The organism is Cellulophaga baltica 18, assembly GCF_000468615.2.
Classification (GTDB): domain Bacteria; phylum Bacteroidota; class Bacteroidia; order Flavobacteriales; family Flavobacteriaceae; genus Cellulophaga; species Cellulophaga baltica.
This window is the reverse complement of the sequence record NZ_CP009976.1, coordinates 392,087-408,279: the sequence shown is the minus strand read 5'-3', so window position 1 is coordinate 408,279 and position 16,193 is coordinate 392,087. Positions and strand designations below refer to the sequence as shown.

Here is a 16,193-nt window from a genome sequence, read left to right as displayed (position 1 = left end):
AAAAAAAACCTTCTTAAACAGGGAATTTCGTAAGCGTCGATTGCGGCTTTAAAGATTCGCAAAAAATCGTGTTTACTTTTTGTTAAAAGCTTTTATTGCGATTCATTATTTTTATATTTGCTACATCTATAGTATTCGTAGATTTTTTAAAATAAAAATTATGAGACAACAGTAACCCCGTTTTGGGGATATTAACTTAGTTTTTCGGAGAATGTTTTACAAGTAACTAAAAAAGTCACATTAATTTTAATTAAAGAATCAGACGCATGAAAGATTTGCTAGCTATATACGAGAATAAACAACCAGAAATTGTGTTCCATTGGAAAGATACGGAGACAGAAGCTGAAGGTTGGACGGTAATTAATTCCTTAAGAGGTGGTGCTGCCGGTGGTGGTACACGAATGAGAGAAGGTCTTGATGTTAATGAAGTTTTGTCATTAGCAAAAACAATGGAAGTTAAGTTTACGGTATCTGGTCCTCCAATAGGTGGTGCTAAATCTGGGATAAACTTTAATCCTAAAGACCCAAGAAAAAAAGGCGTATTAGAACGGTGGTATCATGCTGTGGCTCCATTGTTAAAAAGTTATTACGGTACGGGTGGAGATTTAAATGTAGATGAGATTCATGAAGTTATTCCTATTACTGAAGATGCGGGTGTATGGCATCCTCAAGAAGGGGTTTTTAACGGACATTTTAAGCCTACAGAAGCAGATAAGATTAATAGAATAGGGCAATTAAGACTTGGAGTTATCAAGGTTTTAGAAGGCGATAATTATTCTCCTGATGTTTCTAGAAAATATACTGTCGCAGATATGATTACCGGTTTTGGTGTCGCTGAAGCGGTAAAACATTTTTATGATATTTCTGGAGGATCGGTAACGGGAAAAAGGGCTATTGTTCAAGGTTTTGGTAATGTTGGTGCTGCTGCAGCATTTTACTTAGCAAAAATGGGAGCAAAGGTTGTTGGAATAATAGATAGAGTAGGTGGTGTTATAAAGGAAGAAGGCTTTACATTTGAAGAAATTGTAAATCTGTATAAAAATAAAGACGGTAACACGCTTGTTTCTGAGGATATGATTCCGTTTGAAGAAATTAACGAACGTATTTGGAATTTGAAAACTGAAATTTTTGCACCGTGTGCGGCATCAAGATTAGTAACCAAGGATCAAATAAGTAGGATGATTGACACAGGATTGGAAGTAATTTCTTGCGGCGCTAATGTTCCGTTCGCAGATAAAGAAATTTTCTTTGGTCCAATTATGGAATTTACAGATGAAAGAGTAAGTTTGATACCTGATTTTATTTCTAACTGTGGAATGGCGCGTGTATTTGCCTTTTTTATGGAAGGAAGAGTTTCTATGGATGATGAATTAATTTTTACGGATACATCAACCACTATCAGAAACGCAATTTTAAATATTTTTGATCAAAATTCAACAAAAACGAACTTAAGCAAAACAGCTTTTGAAATCGCATTAAAACAATTAATTTAAACTAACTAATTTTATGGAAACCATTGTAGTAATTGTATTTGTACTAGGTTATTTAGCGATCACTCTAGAACATAATCTTAAAATAGATAAGCTTATTCCTGCCTTAGGAATGATGGCTATTTTGTGGGCTATTATCGCATTAACACACATGGAGGTTTATGATATTATTCCAGGTGTTGGTAAAGAGTCACATCATTTAGAAGGTGTTTTATTGCATCATTTAGGGAAGACTGCAGAGATTTTAGTGTTCTTGTTAGGAGCGATGACTATTGTTGAAATTATAGATTATTTTGATGGTTTCTCTACGATTAAAGGATATATAAAAACAAAAAAGAAGGGCAGCCTTTTATGGATTGTCTCTTCTTTAGCATTTGTTTTATCAGCAATTATAGATAACCTTACGGCTACTATTGTTTTAATTACAATACTTCAGAAATTAATAAAAGAGCGCGATTTAAGATTGTGGTTTGCGGGTCTAATTATTATCGCAGCCAATGCGGGTGGTGCTTGGTCTCCAATTGGAGATGTTACTACTACTATGTTATGGATTGCTAATAAAGTTACAGCAGGCGTATTAGTAGAGCATGTATTGGTGCCGTCAATCTTCTGTTTTGTAATACCTACGTTTATTGCATCTCGTATGAGTGTCTTCAAAGGAAGTGTAGCAGATGATGCAAGTGATGATGATAAGCCTAAGTCTAGATATGCAGCAACAATGTTTTATCTGGGTCTTGGTGCAATTATTTTTGTTCCCATATTTAAGTCCGTGACACATTTACCTCCTTATGTAGGGATGATGTTATCATTGGCATTTGTAGCAGCCTTTGCGGAAATATATAGTAGCTCTAAGTTTAGTATCTCTACAATTGATGGGGAGTCTGAGGCTGCAGGCCATCATAGTCCTGTGCATAGTTCGTTATCTAAAATTGAGTTGCCGAGTATCTTATTCTTTTTAGGTATTTTATTGGCGGTAGCGGCTTTAGAGTCTTTAGGATTATTATTTGATTTCGCAGGAGTTTTAAATGAAACCGTACCAAGATTAGGAACAGAATTACATTCTACGATTATTTCAGATTTAGTGGTTATGTTATTAGGTGTAGGCTCTGCAGTTATTGACAACGTGCCATTAGTAGCGGCAAGTATTGGAATGTTCCAAATAGGATTAGATGAGCCAGCGTGGCACTTTATCGCTTATTCTGCGGGTACCGGTGGTAGTATGTTAATTATTGGTTCTGCTGCAGGAGTAGTTGCAATGGGAATGGAGAAGATAGATTTCTTCTGGTATTTCAAGAAAATATCTTGGTTAGCCTTAGTCGGATTTTTATCTGGAGCTGCTGTTTTTATTTTGATGAGAAATTTTATATTAAACGTATAATTTTATCGGTATAATGCCGTTATAACAGCAACTTAATAGAATATTTATATGTTATTGTTCCAAGACCTTGTTGAAGAGGCTCAAATAGGAGAGGCTTTGCCGGAAGAAAAAACACTTTCGGTTATTGATTTAATTATTAATGGTGGTACCGGGAGTATCATTATTATCTCAGTGTTGTTTGTTATGCTTTTTGTGGCATTATACATTTATTTCGAAAGAATATTTGCGATAAAGGCGGCATCAAAGATTGATAAAAATTTCATGAATCAAATCCGTGATCATGTATCCAACGGAAAATTAGAAGCGGCGAAATTACTTTGTGCTCAAACAGATTCTCCTGTTGCGAGATTAACTGAAAAGGGGATATCTAGAATAGGTAAGCCTTTAGAAGACATCAACAAAGCAATTGAGAACGCAGGTACTTTGGAAGTCTACAAGTTGGAGAAGAATGTTAGTATTCTGGCAACAGTTGCTGGAGCTGCTCCAATGATTGGATTTTTAGGTACGGTAATTGGTATGATATTAGCATTCCATGAAATGGCCTCAAGTGGTGGTCAGGCAGAAATGGGATCGTTAGCATCGGGTATTTATACAGCGATGACAACTACTGTAGCTGGTTTAATTGTAGGTATTATTGCTTACATTGGTTACAATCATTTGGTAAACCGAACAGATAAAGTAGTTCATAGTATGGAAGCGAATGCTGTTGAATTTTTAGACTTATTAAACGAACCTCTTTAATTTCTAGTTATGAAACTAAAAGGTAGAAATAAAGTAAGTCCAGACTTCAGTATGTCCTCCATGACAGATATTGTATTCTTGTTATTGGTATTTTTTATGTTAACCTCTAACTCGCCAAATGCATTAGATTTGTTATTGCCAAAAGCAAAAGGAAAATCTACAAGTACTCAGAATGTTTCTGTAAGTATTAATAAAGATTTAGAATACTTCGTAAATAATGAGAGAATTAACGGAGAATACATTGAAATTGAACTAAAAAAAGCACTAGAAGGACAAGAGAACCCTACAATTATTCTAAGAGCAGAAGAAAGCGTTGCTATCAAAGAGGCAGTTAACGTTATGGATATTGCTAATAAGAATAAGTTCAAGGTGATATTGGCAGTGCGACCAAAATAATGTCATTACTAGACACGAGACATAAGAAAAAATCTTTTACACTAACAACAGTACTTTTAAGTCTACTGTTGTTAGTGCTTTTTTATGTGGGGCTAACTTATTTAGATCCTCCAGAAGAGAATGGTATTTCAGTGAACTTCGGTACTACAGATTATGGGAGCGGAACTGTTCAACCTAAAGAAAAGATTCAATCAGAGCCATTAGATACTCCGGTTGTTCCACCTTCGCAACAAGAGAAAGTTGAAGAAGTGGTTCCGGAAGATGCAGCATCTAGCGAGCAACCAACAGAAAAAGTGGTTACTCAAGATAGTGAAGAATCTTTGGTGATCAAACAGCAAAAAGAAGCAAAGCGTAAGGCAGATGCTGCAGAGAAAGCAGCAAAAGCAGAGGCAGATCGTGTAGCTCGTGAAAAACAAGAGGCAAAAGAAAAAGCTCAAAAAGAGCAAGATGCTAAAAAAAGAAAGCTTGATGAAATGATGGGAGGACTTAATAAGTCCGACGGTTCTGCATCGGGTGGTGAGGGCAATGATAATAAATCGGGAGATAAAGGAAATCCTAATGGAAACCCTTATGCCACGAGTTATTATGGATCTCCAGGTTCTGGAAGCGGCGGTGGTGGTTACGGATTAAACGGTAGATCATTAGCGGGCAGTAGTTCTGTAAAACAAGACTGCAATGAAGAAGGTAGGGTGGTAGTAAAAATTATTGTGGATAGAAATGGTCGTGTGATTAGTGCTACTCCAGGAGTAAAAGGGACGACCAATACAAACCCTTGTTTAATGAAACCTGCAGAGCTGACTGCAAAAGCACATACTTGGAAGCCAGATCCTAATGCGCCAAACCAACAAGTTGGTTTTGTGGTGGTGAATTTCAAATTGTCAGATTAGCGCATGACTTATCAAGAAGTGTTGGATTGGATGTTTGCGCAACTTCCAATGTATCAGCAAAAAGGGGTAAGTGCTCATTCAGGAAAATTAGAGGGTATTAAAAATTTTGCTGCGCATTTACATCATCCAGAAGGTAAATTTAAAAGTATACACGTAGCCGGTACTAACGGTAAAGGTTCAAGTAGTCATATGCTTGCTTCCATATTACAAGAAGCGGGTTATAAAGTTGGATTGTATACTTCTCCTCATCTAAAAGACTTCAGAGAACGAATAAAAATTAATGGAACCTCTATTTCTGAGGAAGAGGTAATTGATTTTATCCAAAACAATTTTGATTATTTAAAAGCGAACAGGCTCTCATTTTTTGAGATGACCGTTGGTATGGCATTTGATTATTTTGTAAATCAGGATGTTGATATTGCGGTAATAGAAGTTGGATTAGGAGGAAGGTTAGATTCTACAAATATTATTCATCCAGAAGTTTCTTTAATTACAAATATTGGTTTAGATCATGTAGATCTCCTTGGTGACACGCTCGCTAAAATTGCGGCAGAGAAAGCTGGGATTATAAAGAATGATGTGCCTGTGGTAGTAAGTGAAACCCAATTAGAAACGCAAGAAGTTTTTAAGGCTATTGCGAAATCTAAGGGTGCTGAAATTACGTTTGCTGATCAAATTGTAGAAGATGTCTATCAGACGTGCTTATTAGGATCTTACCAAGAGAAAAACATGAAAGGTGTCCTTGAGGTTATCCATAAGCTTAAGGCGTTTAAGGTGTCAAAAGAAGCTATTAAAAAAGGCTTGTTGAATGTGGTGGTCAATACAGGTCTTTTAGGAAGGTGGCAAACACTATCAGAACATCCAAGAGTAGTTTGTGATACAGCACATAATACGGATGGTTTAAAAATAGTGATACAACAACTATTAAAACAAGAATATGATCAGTTGCATGTTGTTTTAGGTTTTGTAAAAGATAAAGACTTGGCATTAATTTTACCACTTTTTCCAAAAAATGCTAGGTATTATTTTTGTGCTCCAAAAATAAATAGAGGTTTAGATGAAATTATTTTAAAAAATACTGCGGAAGCGCATAAATTGATAGGAGAATCTTATTCTTCTGTAAATAAGGCACTTGAAAGTGCTTTGTTGGCGGCATCTAAGCGTGATTTTGTGTATGTGGGCGGAAGTACTTTTGTTGTGGCAGAAATTTTATAAAAAAAATCATTTTTTTCTTTTGAGAATTGAAAAACTATTATATATTTGCACTCGATTAACGAAACAAGTTTAGCAAATCGGGCTCTTAGCTCAGTTGGTTTAGAGCACCTGCCTTACAAGCAGGGGGTCGTAGGTTCGAATCCTACAGGGCCCACAGTAATTAAAAGGCTTCCATTTTTATGGAAGCCTTTTTTATTTTACCCTCCTTTCTATTTTTTCCAATCTATTTTCATTTACATCTATAAGTTCTATTTTATTCTATAACTTTAGTTGAATTTATTTTTTAAAGAAATTGAAGTTTCTTTAAAAGCTGACTGATCTTCATAAATGGAAAAAAATCATTTTACATATTTCAAAAGAAACGAGATAATTCAAAAATTAAAAGAAGAAACTTTTGATTTGGTAGTTATTGGTGGGGGGATTACAGGGGCAGGTATTTTACTAGATGCCTCCTCAAGAGGAATGAACGTGGCCTTGGTAGAAAAGGGTGATTTTGCTTCCGGAACCAGTAGTAAGTCATCCAAGCTAATTCATGGCGGACTGCGGTATTTAAAACAGTTTGAGCTTTTGTTGGTCAAAGAAGTGGGTACAGAGCGTGCTATAGTGCATAAATTGGCACCACATTTAGTCATTCCTGAGAAAATGCTATTGCCTTTAATTGAAAATGGCTCCTATGGCGAATGGATGACTTCCTTTGGGTTGAAGGTGTATGATATTCTCGCAGATGTAGAAGGTGATGATAAGCGTAAGATGATGGATAAGGAGAAAACCTTAGCCTTAGAGCCGCTACTTCCTGAAGCTATCTTAAAAGGTTCTGGCTATTATGCAGAATATAGAACAGACGATGCTAGATTAACCTTGGAGAATATTAAAACAGGATTAAATTTTGGTGGGACGGCTTTAAACTATACGAAGGTCAATGACTTTTTGTATACTGATGGTCAAATTTCGGGAGTTAAAGTTGCTGATGTAGTTAGTGGGGAGGAATATCAAATTAAATCTAAGTTTGTCATCAATGCTGCAGGCCCTTGGGTAGATGAGTTGCGAACTATCAATCATTCTAAAGAAGGAAAGCAATTGCATTTGACCAAAGGCGTTCATTTGGTGTTTGAGAAAGAAAAACTACCGCTAAAACAATCAGTGTATTTTGATATTCCTGATGGCAGGATGATGTTTGCTATTCCTAGAGGGAATGTAACCTATGCAGGCACTACAGATACGAATTATGAGCGCTCTAAAGATGAAGTAATCGCGACTACTGAAGATGCAGATTACCTCTTGAATGCAATTAATAATATGTTCCCTAGTGTTTATTTAGAGCGTAAAGATATCGTGTCTTCTTGGGCAGGTTTAAGGCCTTTGATACATGAGGAAGGGAAGTCGCCTTCAGAACTTTCTAGAAAAGATGAAATATTTAGTTCTGATTCAGGACTATTGAGTATGGCGGGAGGTAAGCTTACAGGGTATCGGAAAATGGCAGAACGGGTAGTAGATAAACTTCAGAGGCGATTAGAACGACAAACAAATGTAGCATATAAAGATGTCTTTACAGATGAGATTCCGCTTGTTGGAGGGCCTTGGAAGAACTATAAAGAAGTTAAGAAGTATATAGCCAAGATTCATGAAATTCTTAAAGTTGATAACTTTAAGAAGCATCGGGCTTGGTATCTAGTGACAACATATGGGAAGCAGACGGAAGCTATCTTAGCGCGCTATAATGCTAGTACTAATGAGAAGCCTAAAGAAAAATTAATTTTAGCAGAATTGCAATTTTGCATTCATAATGAAATGGTGGTAACTCCCTTAGATTTTTTTGTAAGAAGAACAGGGAGGCTCTATTTTGATATGAAGAGTGTGAAAAAACATCGGGAAATAGTTTTTTCAGTCTTCAAGGAAACTTTTGATCTTAATGACGCCACTTTGCAAAAGTATAACTCCGAGTTAGATGCGCTCATAAAATCACATTCAGAATTTTAATAGGTAGAAGAGTGGTACTAGTAAGATGAATGCTAATGGAGGCATTCATCTTACTAATTTTTTAAATTAAGTCTAGCATTCTTTCCAAAGCCATACCTCTAGATCCTTTAATCAAAATAGCACTATTTTGAAGTGTATTGCTTTTTAAGAATTCAGAGAGTTCATTAAAAGACTTAAAGGTTTTAAGATGAGAACTTGTTAAGGCAAAATTTTCGCCAATTAAAAAAGCATCATCAAAATTAAGGGACGAAGTTAATTCGGCAATATATTGGTGTTCTTCGGGAGCGGAGCTTCCTAGCTCGAACATGTCTCCTAAGAAAACAATTTTTTTGGAAGCTTTTAGTTTGCTGAAATTCTCCAAAGCAGCTTTCATACTACTAGGGTTGGCATTGTAAGCGTCCAATATTATTTTATGACCATTTTGTTCCAATATTTGAGAGCGATTGTTAGCGGGGATATAGCGTTCTATTCCATTTTTAATTTGCGCTATAGGAACATTGAAGTATTTTCCCATAATAATAGCTGCACAACAATTAATGAAATTATATGCACCTATTAGATTTGAGTTTATTTCTTCTTTCTCAAAGCTGATGGTCACAAAAGGATCTACCTTCTTAAGTGCAATGTTGTAGTATTTAGCATCTGTTTGACTGAAACCAAATTTAGGGATATAAGGTGCTAGTTTTGTAGATTGGATTTCATCATCTGCATTAAAGAAAATTGGTTTATTGCTATTCTGAAGATAGGTGTATAGTTCACTTTTTCCTTTAATGACACCTTCAAATCCGCCAAACCCTTCTAAGTGTGCTTTTCCAAAATTAGTGATATACCCAAAATCTGGTGCTGCAATACTACATAGGAATTCAATTTCTTTTTGATGATTAGCACCCATTTCTATAATGGCAATTTCGGTATCCGCTTTTATGTGAAGTAGGGTTAAGGGTACGCCAATGTGATTGTTTAGATTTCCAACGGTGGCAATTGTTCTGTAGCTGGTGCTTAAAACAGAATTTATAAGTTCTTTGGTCGTGGTTTTACCGTTACTGCCTGTAAGTGCAATTACTTTTGCTGAGCTAAATTTTCTGTGAAAATTGGCTAACTCCTGTAAGCAGGTTAGAACGTCTGTAACTAAAATAAAGGAATCGTTTACAGCAAATTCTTGTTGGTCAATAATCGCATATTTAGCACCGCTTTCTATGGCCTTTTTTGCGTAGGTATTGCCGTCAAAATTATCACCTTTTAATGCGAAAAAAATACAGTCTTTGGTTATTTTTCTAGTATCGGTACTTATGGTAGGGAACTCTAAAAAAAGTTCATGGAGCTTTTCTATTTTCATAAAACTAAAGTATAAAAAAAGTCCCGATGGTTGCATCGGGACTTTTACTATTTTTTATAAAAAGATTATTTCACTTTTTTACTTCTAACAGTTTTGTTCTTTGTTTTAGACTTAGAACCTACTCTAGACATGGCACATCTAAATCCGATGTAGTCAGTAGCCATATATTGAGGTAAGTATCTACGTTGTGCTGGGTCTAACCAATATGCTCTATCTCTCCAAGAACCACCTTTGTAAACTCTAACTTCATCATTAATTAATGTAGTTCTGTAGTTAGATTTGTCATAGTTACGAGTTATAGCTCCTAAAGAATCACGTTGTACTTTATGTTTTGGAGAGTTGTACATTTTCTTCTTTTCATCGCCGTCTTCATCATCACTGAATCTGTCGTAGAATCTTGAAGATCCTGGTTCACCATCTCTATAACCTCTGTTATCACTAGAAGAGAAGTTTGTTCTTAAATAAGTTTCGTTTTCATCTACAGCAACCATTTTTAATTCGCCAGGTAAGTTAACCGCAACTACTTTTCCGTTTGGTAAGGTATCGTAAACAATAGAATCTCTAATTACATTTACTTTTCCGTCTTCACCAATGGCTGTTTTCATATAAATGTTACCACGGTAGTAGTTAAAATCACTTACTTCATCATCTACAATAGGTCTGTAAACATCAGCAACCCATTCTGCAACGTTACCTGCCATCTCATATAATCCAAGATCATTTGGCTTGTATGATTTAACTTGAGCTGTAATATCAGCACCATCATCAGACCATCCTGCAATTCCACCGTAATCACCTTTACCTTGTTTAAAGTTGGCTAATTGATCACCACGACCAAGACGTTGTCCGTTTCTTGTGTAATCACCTTCCCAAGGATATTTTTTTCTACCTCTTTGGTTGTTGTATTCTCTAGAGCCTACTTGAGCAGCAGCAGCATATTCCCACTCTGTTTCCGTTGGCAATCTGTATTCAGGTAAGATGATACCTGTACTTCTTGATGCGAAGTTAGATACAGAATCTTTCTTCATTTTTCCTTGTAAAGAATCTATTTGCCCATTATAAACTGACTCAGGTCTGTTTAGGTAAGCTTCAGTACTAAAAGTACCTTCAATATCTCCGTTTACTACTTTATATTTTGCTTCTTCAGAAAGGTATCCTTCTCTTTCAAGCATAATTTCATTTACTCTATCTGTTCTCCATTCCGCAAATTGTACGGCTTGGATCCAGTTTACACCAACCACAGGATATTCTGCATATGCTGGGTGACGTAAATAGTTGTTGGTCATGGTTTCGTTGAATCCTAAACGATTTCTCCATACTAAAGTATCAGGCAAAGCACCTGTGTAGATATTCGCATATCTTGGATCTTCAGGAGGGTAAACACTCTTTAAGTAATCTAAGTACTCTAAATACATAGAGTTGGTAACTTCTGTTTCATCCATGTAGAAAGACATAACATGCTGCGCTGTTGGAGTGTTATTCCAGTCATGCATAACATCGTCTTGTACCTTACCCTTTGTAAAAGTACCACCTTCAACAAAAACCAAACCTGGAGCAGTTTCTTGCTCTTTATAGTCTGTGTTGTGTTGAAAACCACCTTCCTTTGCATTTATTTTCCAACCTGTAGCTCTTGAAGTGTTTTTTGAAGAAGAAGAATTTTTACAACTACTAACACTACCTGCAATAACAGCACAAGAGAGTACAACTTTGATGAATTGTTTTTTCATAATTAGGACTTGAGTTCAATAAAATAACTACTTTATGTAGTTAGGTAAATCATTATATTTTGGTTTGCAATTACTGCTTTCGGCTTAAAGAACGGTGTTTTCTACAGAATATTTTATGTAAATCTAAAAATATTTATAGTTTTTTAATTCTGTACGCCAAATTGTATTTACAGATTAATAACGCAGTAATGATCGTATTAGTATTTTGTTTTTTCCTTTTTTCTCAAATACCGTTTTTTATTCCAGCTTATCTATAAAATCTTCTGATATACTATATAGGACAGAAAATTATTTTTTGCTTTTTTTTTCTTTTGAATAAGTTTTTTTAAAATCGAACGTTACTGTTATAATATTGATATAACTTTTATGTACCAGCGCTAATCAATAACCTGAAAACCAAATAAATTTTAAGTATAGAAAACGAGAGATGAAAAAATTATTAGTAGTTGCCTTAGTTTTAGGTTATTTTAAAGTGTCCGCTCAAAATGAACGTGTTATTACGACAGCTGTTCCTTTTTTAACAATTTCTGCAGATGCGCGTGCCTCTGGTATGGGTGATATTGGTGTAGCGACGTCCGTTGATGCATATTCGCAACAATGGAACCCTGCAAAGTTTGCTTTTGCGGAACAAAAAATGGGTATAGGAATTAGTTATACGCCTTATTTGGAAAGTATTATTACAGATATAGCATTGTTAAATGCTAGTTTTTATAATAAAATTGATGATCGTAGTGCTTTTGCTGCGAGTATAAGATATTTTACGTTAGGGGAAATAGAGCTTAGACAATTTGCAAATGATCCAGGAACATTAACAAAACCTAATGAATTTGCTATTGATGGTTCTTATTCCTTAAAGCTTAGCGAAACTTTTGCTATGGCTGTTGGAGCACGTTTTATTAGCTCCAATTTAAAATTCCCTGATCAAGCGGGGTCTGCCGATACTCAAGCGGCTAGTGCTTTTGCTGTAGATATAGCAGGTTTTTACCGTTCTAGAGAGATTGCTTATGATAACTTTGATGGACGATGGAGATTAGGTTTTAACCTTTCTAATTTAGGAAATAAGATTTCTTATGATGAAGGCGGACAAGAAAATTTCTTACCAACCAATTTAAAATTTGGAACCGGCTTTGATTTTATTTTTGATGCAGATAATAAGTTAGCACTTTCTACAGAGTTTAATAAATTATTAGTGCCAACGCCTCAGGATTTTGATGAGGACGGTGATATTGATTCGGTAGATAATGCAGAATATCAAGAAATAGGATTTCTAAGCGGTGTCTTTAAATCCTTTAATGATGCCCCTGATGGTTTCTCGGAAGAATTAAAAGAATTTACTTGGGCCTTAGGTGCTGAGTATAGTTATCAAGATGCATTTATGTTGCGTACAGGATATTTTAATGAGAGTGAAGAAAAAGGATCTAGAAAATTCTTCTCTTTGGGTGCTGGTTTTAAATTTAAAGCGGCTCAAGTAGATTTATCTTATCTATTTTCGTCTTCTAAAATTCAAAATCCTTTAGAGAATACCTTGCGTTTTTCACTTACCTTTAATTTAGGAGAAGAGTTTATAAACGATTAAGAAGAATAGCTAAATAGCATAATCCAAATTCGAAATGTTTATTTTGAATTTGGATTTTTTTATTTTAATTCAAATAGTTTCGAAATTTACTACCTTTCAAAAAAAAATAACATTGAAGAAACAAATAACAGTAGAGTACGAAGTTTTCCCATCTTTAGAGCGCTTAGCGCAAGAAGATATGAGTCTAATGGAACAGGCTGTATTGGCCAGAGCTAATGCGTACGCTCCGTATTCTAGTTTTCATGTAGGCGCTGCTGTGCTTTTAGAAAATGGTAAAGTAGTGGTGGGCAATAACCAAGAGAATGCATCGTACCCATCAGGATTATGTGCAGAACGGGTGGCTATTTTTCAAGCGGGTGCCATATACCCAGGTGTAAAGATCAAAGCGGTTGCAATTACAGCAACTTCTAAGAATTATGCGGTAAAAGAACCTGCTGCTCCTTGCGGTAATTGTAGGCAAGCAATGATAGAATACGAGCAGAAACAGAAAGAACCTATTTCTATCCTTTTAATGGGGGAAATTGGTGAAGTAATCAAAATAAGTTCGCTGTCTGATATCTTGCCACTAGCTTTCAATAGTTCTTTTTTATAATAGAAGAATCTCAATGAGTCCTAGTTTTTTTACGAAATTCTCACTTTTGAAGAAGTATTCGTTTAATTTTTGGTAGACGATGCGCTTTTTCTGTAATTTTTTTCCCCTATTGATTTATATGTGTATTTTTGCTTTTCAATTTTTCACTTCTAAAGTTGGATAGAGGTGAACTAGTTCTATAAATTCATATTTAAATGGAAAAAATCACAAAAGAGGTCTACCTTAAATGGTATGAGGACATGTTGTTCTGGAGAAAATTCGAGGATAAATTAGCAGCAGTTTATATTCAACAGAAAGTTAGAGGGTTTTTACACCTTTATAACGGACAAGAAGCTGTTTTAGCAGGAGCTCTTCATGCTATGGATCTTTCAAAGGATAAAATGATTACTGCATATAGAAATCACGTGCAGCCAATTGGTATGGGTGTTGATCCAAAAAGAGTAATGGCCGAATTGTTTGGTAAAGTTACGGGTACCTCAAAAGGTATGGGAGGTTCAATGCATATATTTTCAAAGGAACACCGTTTTTATGGTGGTCACGGTATTGTTGGAGGTCAAATTCCATTAGGTGCTGGTTTAGCTTTTGCAGATAAATATAAAAAGAGTAACGCTGTTACTTTATGTTATATGGGTGATGGTGCAGTAAGACAAGGTTCATTACATGAAACCTTTAATCTTGCCATGCTTTGGCAGTTGCCAGTAGTTTTTGTTTGTGAAAACAACGGCTATGCTATGGGAACTTCCGTAGCTAGAACATCATACTCTACAGATATCTGGAAATTAGGTTTAGGTTATGAAATGCCATGTGGACCTGTAGATGGTATGGATCCTGTGACTGTTGCTAAAGAAATGAGTAAAGCCATTGAAAGAGCAAGATCTGGAGGAGGACCAACTTTCTTAGAAATGAAAACATACAGATATAGAGGTCACTCTATGTCAGATGCACAGCATTATAGAACAAAAGCAGAAGTAGAAGAGTACAAGAAAATAGATCCTATTACACAAGTTTTAGATGTAATTAAGGATAAAAAATACGCTTCTGATGAAGAAATTAAGACGATTGAGAAAAGGGTGAAAAGCTTAGTGGCGGAATGTGAAAAATTCGCTGAAGAGTCAGATTTCCCTCCAGTAAGCCAAATGTATGATATGGTTTACGAGCAAGAAGATTATCCATTTTTACAACATAAATTATAGTTAGATGGCAATAGTAATAAATATGCCGAGACTTAGCGATACCATGGAAGAAGGTACAGTCGCTAAGTGGTTAAAAAACGTAGGCGATAAAGTTGAAGAAGGTGATATTTTAGCAGAAATAGAAACCGACAAAGCAACCATGGAATTTGAATCTTTCAATGAAGGAACATTACTTCATATTGGAATACAAGAAGGAGATGGTGCGCCAGTAGATACTTTACTAGCTATTATAGGTGAAGAAGGAGAAGATATTTCAGCGTTATTAAATGGCGCTTCTGCTCCCGAAGCTAAAGCGGAGGAAAAGCAGGAGGAAACTGCTGCTGAACCAGAACCAGTTGCTAGTGAAGCTTCAGAATCTGTTGAGATCCCAGAAGGGGTAGAAATTATAAAAATGCCTCGCTTAAGTGATACCATGGAAGAAGGTACAGTTGCTTCTTGGTTGAAAAAAGTAGGTGATAAAGTTGAAGAGGGTGATATCCTTGCTGAAATAGAAACAGACAAAGCTACGATGGAGTTTGAGTCTTTCTATTCAGGAACCTTATTATATATAGGAACACAAGAAGGAGAATCTTCTCCGGTTGATGTTATTTTAGCCATTATTGGCCCTGAAGGTACAGACGTTGATGCACTTTTAGCATCAAAGCCATCAACCGCAGCTCCAAAAACAGCTGCCGCTCCTAAAGAAACTGCAACAACTGAAAGCAAAGCAGCGCCAAGTGCTCCTGCTGAAACGAAAGAAGTTGTAGCAAACGACGGGCAAAGAATATTTGTTTCTCCATTAGCTAAGAAAATTGCTTCAGAAAAAGGAGTAAATTTAAGAGACGTTACTGGATCAGGAGACAATGGAAGAATTGTTAAGAAAGATGTAGAAAACTTTGTTCCCGCTCCAAAAGCAGCAGCTCCAGCAGCAAAAGCTTCTGGTACAGGTGCTCCATTAGCATTGCCAGTTGGTGAAGAAAGTGTTGAAGATGTTAAGAATAATCAAATGCGTAAGGTTATTGCTAAGCGTTTGGGAGAATCTAAGTTTACAGCACCACATTACTACCTAAATATAGAGGTAGATATGGATAATGCAAAAGCTTCAAGAGTACAAATTAATAGCTTACCGGATACGAAAGTTTCTTTCAATGATATGGTGGTAAAGGCTTGTGCTATGGCGCTTAGAAAGCATCCACAAGTAAATACCTCATGGAATGGAGATACAACACGTTACAACCACCACATTAGTGTAGGAGTAGCGGTTGCTGTTGAGGATGGTCTGGTAGTTCCTGTATTGAAATTTACAGATCAAATGGGATTATCTCAAATTGGTGCTTCTGTTAGAGATTTAGCCGGAAAAGCTAGAACTAAGAAATTAACACCTGCCGAAATGGAAGGAAGTACATTTACGGTGTCTAACTTAGGAATGTTTGGAGTTGAGAGTTTTACCTCCATCATCAATCAGCCAAATTCAGCAATTCTTTCTGTAGGGGCAATTGTAGAGAAACCAGTAGTTAAAGACGGGCAAATTGTAGTGGGTAATACCATGAAATTAACGCTTGCTTGTGATCATAGAACTGTAGATGGCGCAACAGGTGCTCAATTCCTACAAACGTTACGTGCGTTTATTGAGAATCCAGTGACTATGTTGGCTTAAATAAATAAAGCAGAATATATATGAAAAGCATCCTAAGTAATTAGGATGC

General features: G+C 35.9%; 13 protein-coding genes and 1 tRNA gene. 12 read left to right on the top strand and 2 right to left on the bottom strand.

What is annotated here, in order from left to right; translation table 11 throughout:
- The first annotated feature begins 266 nt into the window (after nucleotides 1-266).
- From M666_RS01730 to M666_RS01695, 8 genes are all read left to right on the top strand, one after another.
- Complete coding sequence (locus M666_RS01730; protein WP_024479217.1) at nucleotides 267-1,493, top strand: Glu/Leu/Phe/Val dehydrogenase dimerization domain-containing protein; 1,227 nt, start codon at nucleotides 267-269, stop codon at nucleotides 1,491-1,493.
- A gap of 13 nt (nucleotides 1,494-1,506) precedes the next feature.
- Nucleotides 1,507-2,868, top strand: coding sequence for a sodium:proton antiporter NhaD (gene nhaD / locus M666_RS01725; protein WP_024479218.1), 1,362 nt, complete (start codon nucleotides 1,507-1,509; stop codon nucleotides 2,866-2,868).
- A gap of 48 nt (nucleotides 2,869-2,916) precedes the next feature.
- A complete protein-coding gene (locus tag M666_RS01720) occupies nucleotides 2,917-3,609 on the top strand; it encodes a MotA/TolQ/ExbB proton channel family protein (protein WP_024479219.1) in 693 nt (230 codons plus the stop codon).
- Nucleotides 3,610-3,618: 9 nt separating this feature from the next.
- Entirely contained in the window at nucleotides 3,619-4,005 is a 387-nt protein-coding gene (locus M666_RS01715; RefSeq protein WP_024479220.1) for an ExbD/TolR family protein, read from the top strand.
- On the top strand, nucleotides 4,005-4,892 hold the full coding sequence (locus M666_RS01710) for an energy transducer TonB (RefSeq protein ID WP_024479221.1): 888 nt from the start codon (nucleotides 4,005-4,007) through the stop codon (nucleotides 4,890-4,892). Before M666_RS01715 ends, M666_RS01710 begins: the two co-directional genes overlap by 1 nt.
- Before the next feature lie 3 nt (nucleotides 4,893-4,895).
- Nucleotides 4,896-6,107 (top strand): bifunctional folylpolyglutamate synthase/dihydrofolate synthase, encoded by a 1,212-nt coding sequence (locus M666_RS01705; protein WP_029445247.1) that lies wholly within the window; start codon nucleotides 4,896-4,898, stop codon nucleotides 6,105-6,107.
- A 79-nt stretch (nucleotides 6,108-6,186) separates the two neighbouring features.
- Nucleotides 6,187-6,261: transfer RNA gene (locus M666_RS01700), tRNA-Val, on the top strand.
- A 173-nt stretch (nucleotides 6,262-6,434) separates the two neighbouring features.
- Nucleotides 6,435-8,084, top strand: coding sequence for a glycerol-3-phosphate dehydrogenase/oxidase (locus M666_RS01695; protein WP_029445248.1), 1,650 nt, complete (start codon nucleotides 6,435-6,437; stop codon nucleotides 8,082-8,084).
- Between the two features lie 61 nt (nucleotides 8,085-8,145).
- Here M666_RS01695 and M666_RS01690 read toward each other — a convergent pair whose 3' ends face one another.
- Nucleotides 8,146-9,420: a UDP-N-acetylmuramoyl-tripeptide--D-alanyl-D-alanine ligase gene (locus M666_RS01690; protein ID WP_029445249.1), complete on the bottom strand. Its 1,275-nt coding sequence runs from the start codon at nucleotides 9,418-9,420 to the stop codon at nucleotides 8,146-8,148.
- Nucleotides 9,421-9,485: 65 nt separating this feature from the next.
- Nucleotides 9,486-11,147 carry a gliding motility lipoprotein GldJ gene (gldJ, locus tag M666_RS01685; RefSeq protein WP_029445250.1) on the bottom strand — a complete coding sequence of 554 codons (1,662 nt, stop codon included), beginning with the start codon at nucleotides 11,145-11,147 and terminating at the stop codon, nucleotides 9,486-9,488.
- Between the two features lie 427 nt (nucleotides 11,148-11,574).
- Between gldJ and porV the strand changes: the two genes are divergently transcribed.
- The 4 genes from porV (at nucleotide 11,575) to M666_RS01665 (ending at nucleotide 16,144) form a co-directional block, all read left to right on the top strand.
- Nucleotides 11,575-12,723 carry a type IX secretion system outer membrane channel protein PorV gene (porV, locus tag M666_RS01680; RefSeq protein WP_029445251.1) on the top strand — a complete coding sequence of 383 codons (1,149 nt, stop codon included), beginning with the start codon at nucleotides 11,575-11,577 and terminating at the stop codon, nucleotides 12,721-12,723.
- 112 nt (nucleotides 12,724-12,835) lie between these two features.
- Entirely contained in the window at nucleotides 12,836-13,315 is a 480-nt protein-coding gene (gene cdd / locus M666_RS01675; RefSeq protein ID WP_024479227.1) for a cytidine deaminase, read from the top strand.
- 194 nt (nucleotides 13,316-13,509) lie between these two features.
- On the top strand, nucleotides 13,510-14,508 hold the full coding sequence (pdhA, locus tag M666_RS01670; RefSeq protein ID WP_024479228.1) for a pyruvate dehydrogenase (acetyl-transferring) E1 component subunit alpha: 999 nt from the start codon (nucleotides 13,510-13,512) through the stop codon (nucleotides 14,506-14,508).
- A 4-nt stretch (nucleotides 14,509-14,512) separates the two neighbouring features.
- Nucleotides 14,513-16,144, top strand: coding sequence for a pyruvate dehydrogenase complex dihydrolipoamide acetyltransferase (locus M666_RS01665; RefSeq protein ID WP_029445252.1), 1,632 nt, complete (start codon nucleotides 14,513-14,515; stop codon nucleotides 16,142-16,144).
- Nucleotides 16,145-16,193: the final 49 nt, after the last annotated feature.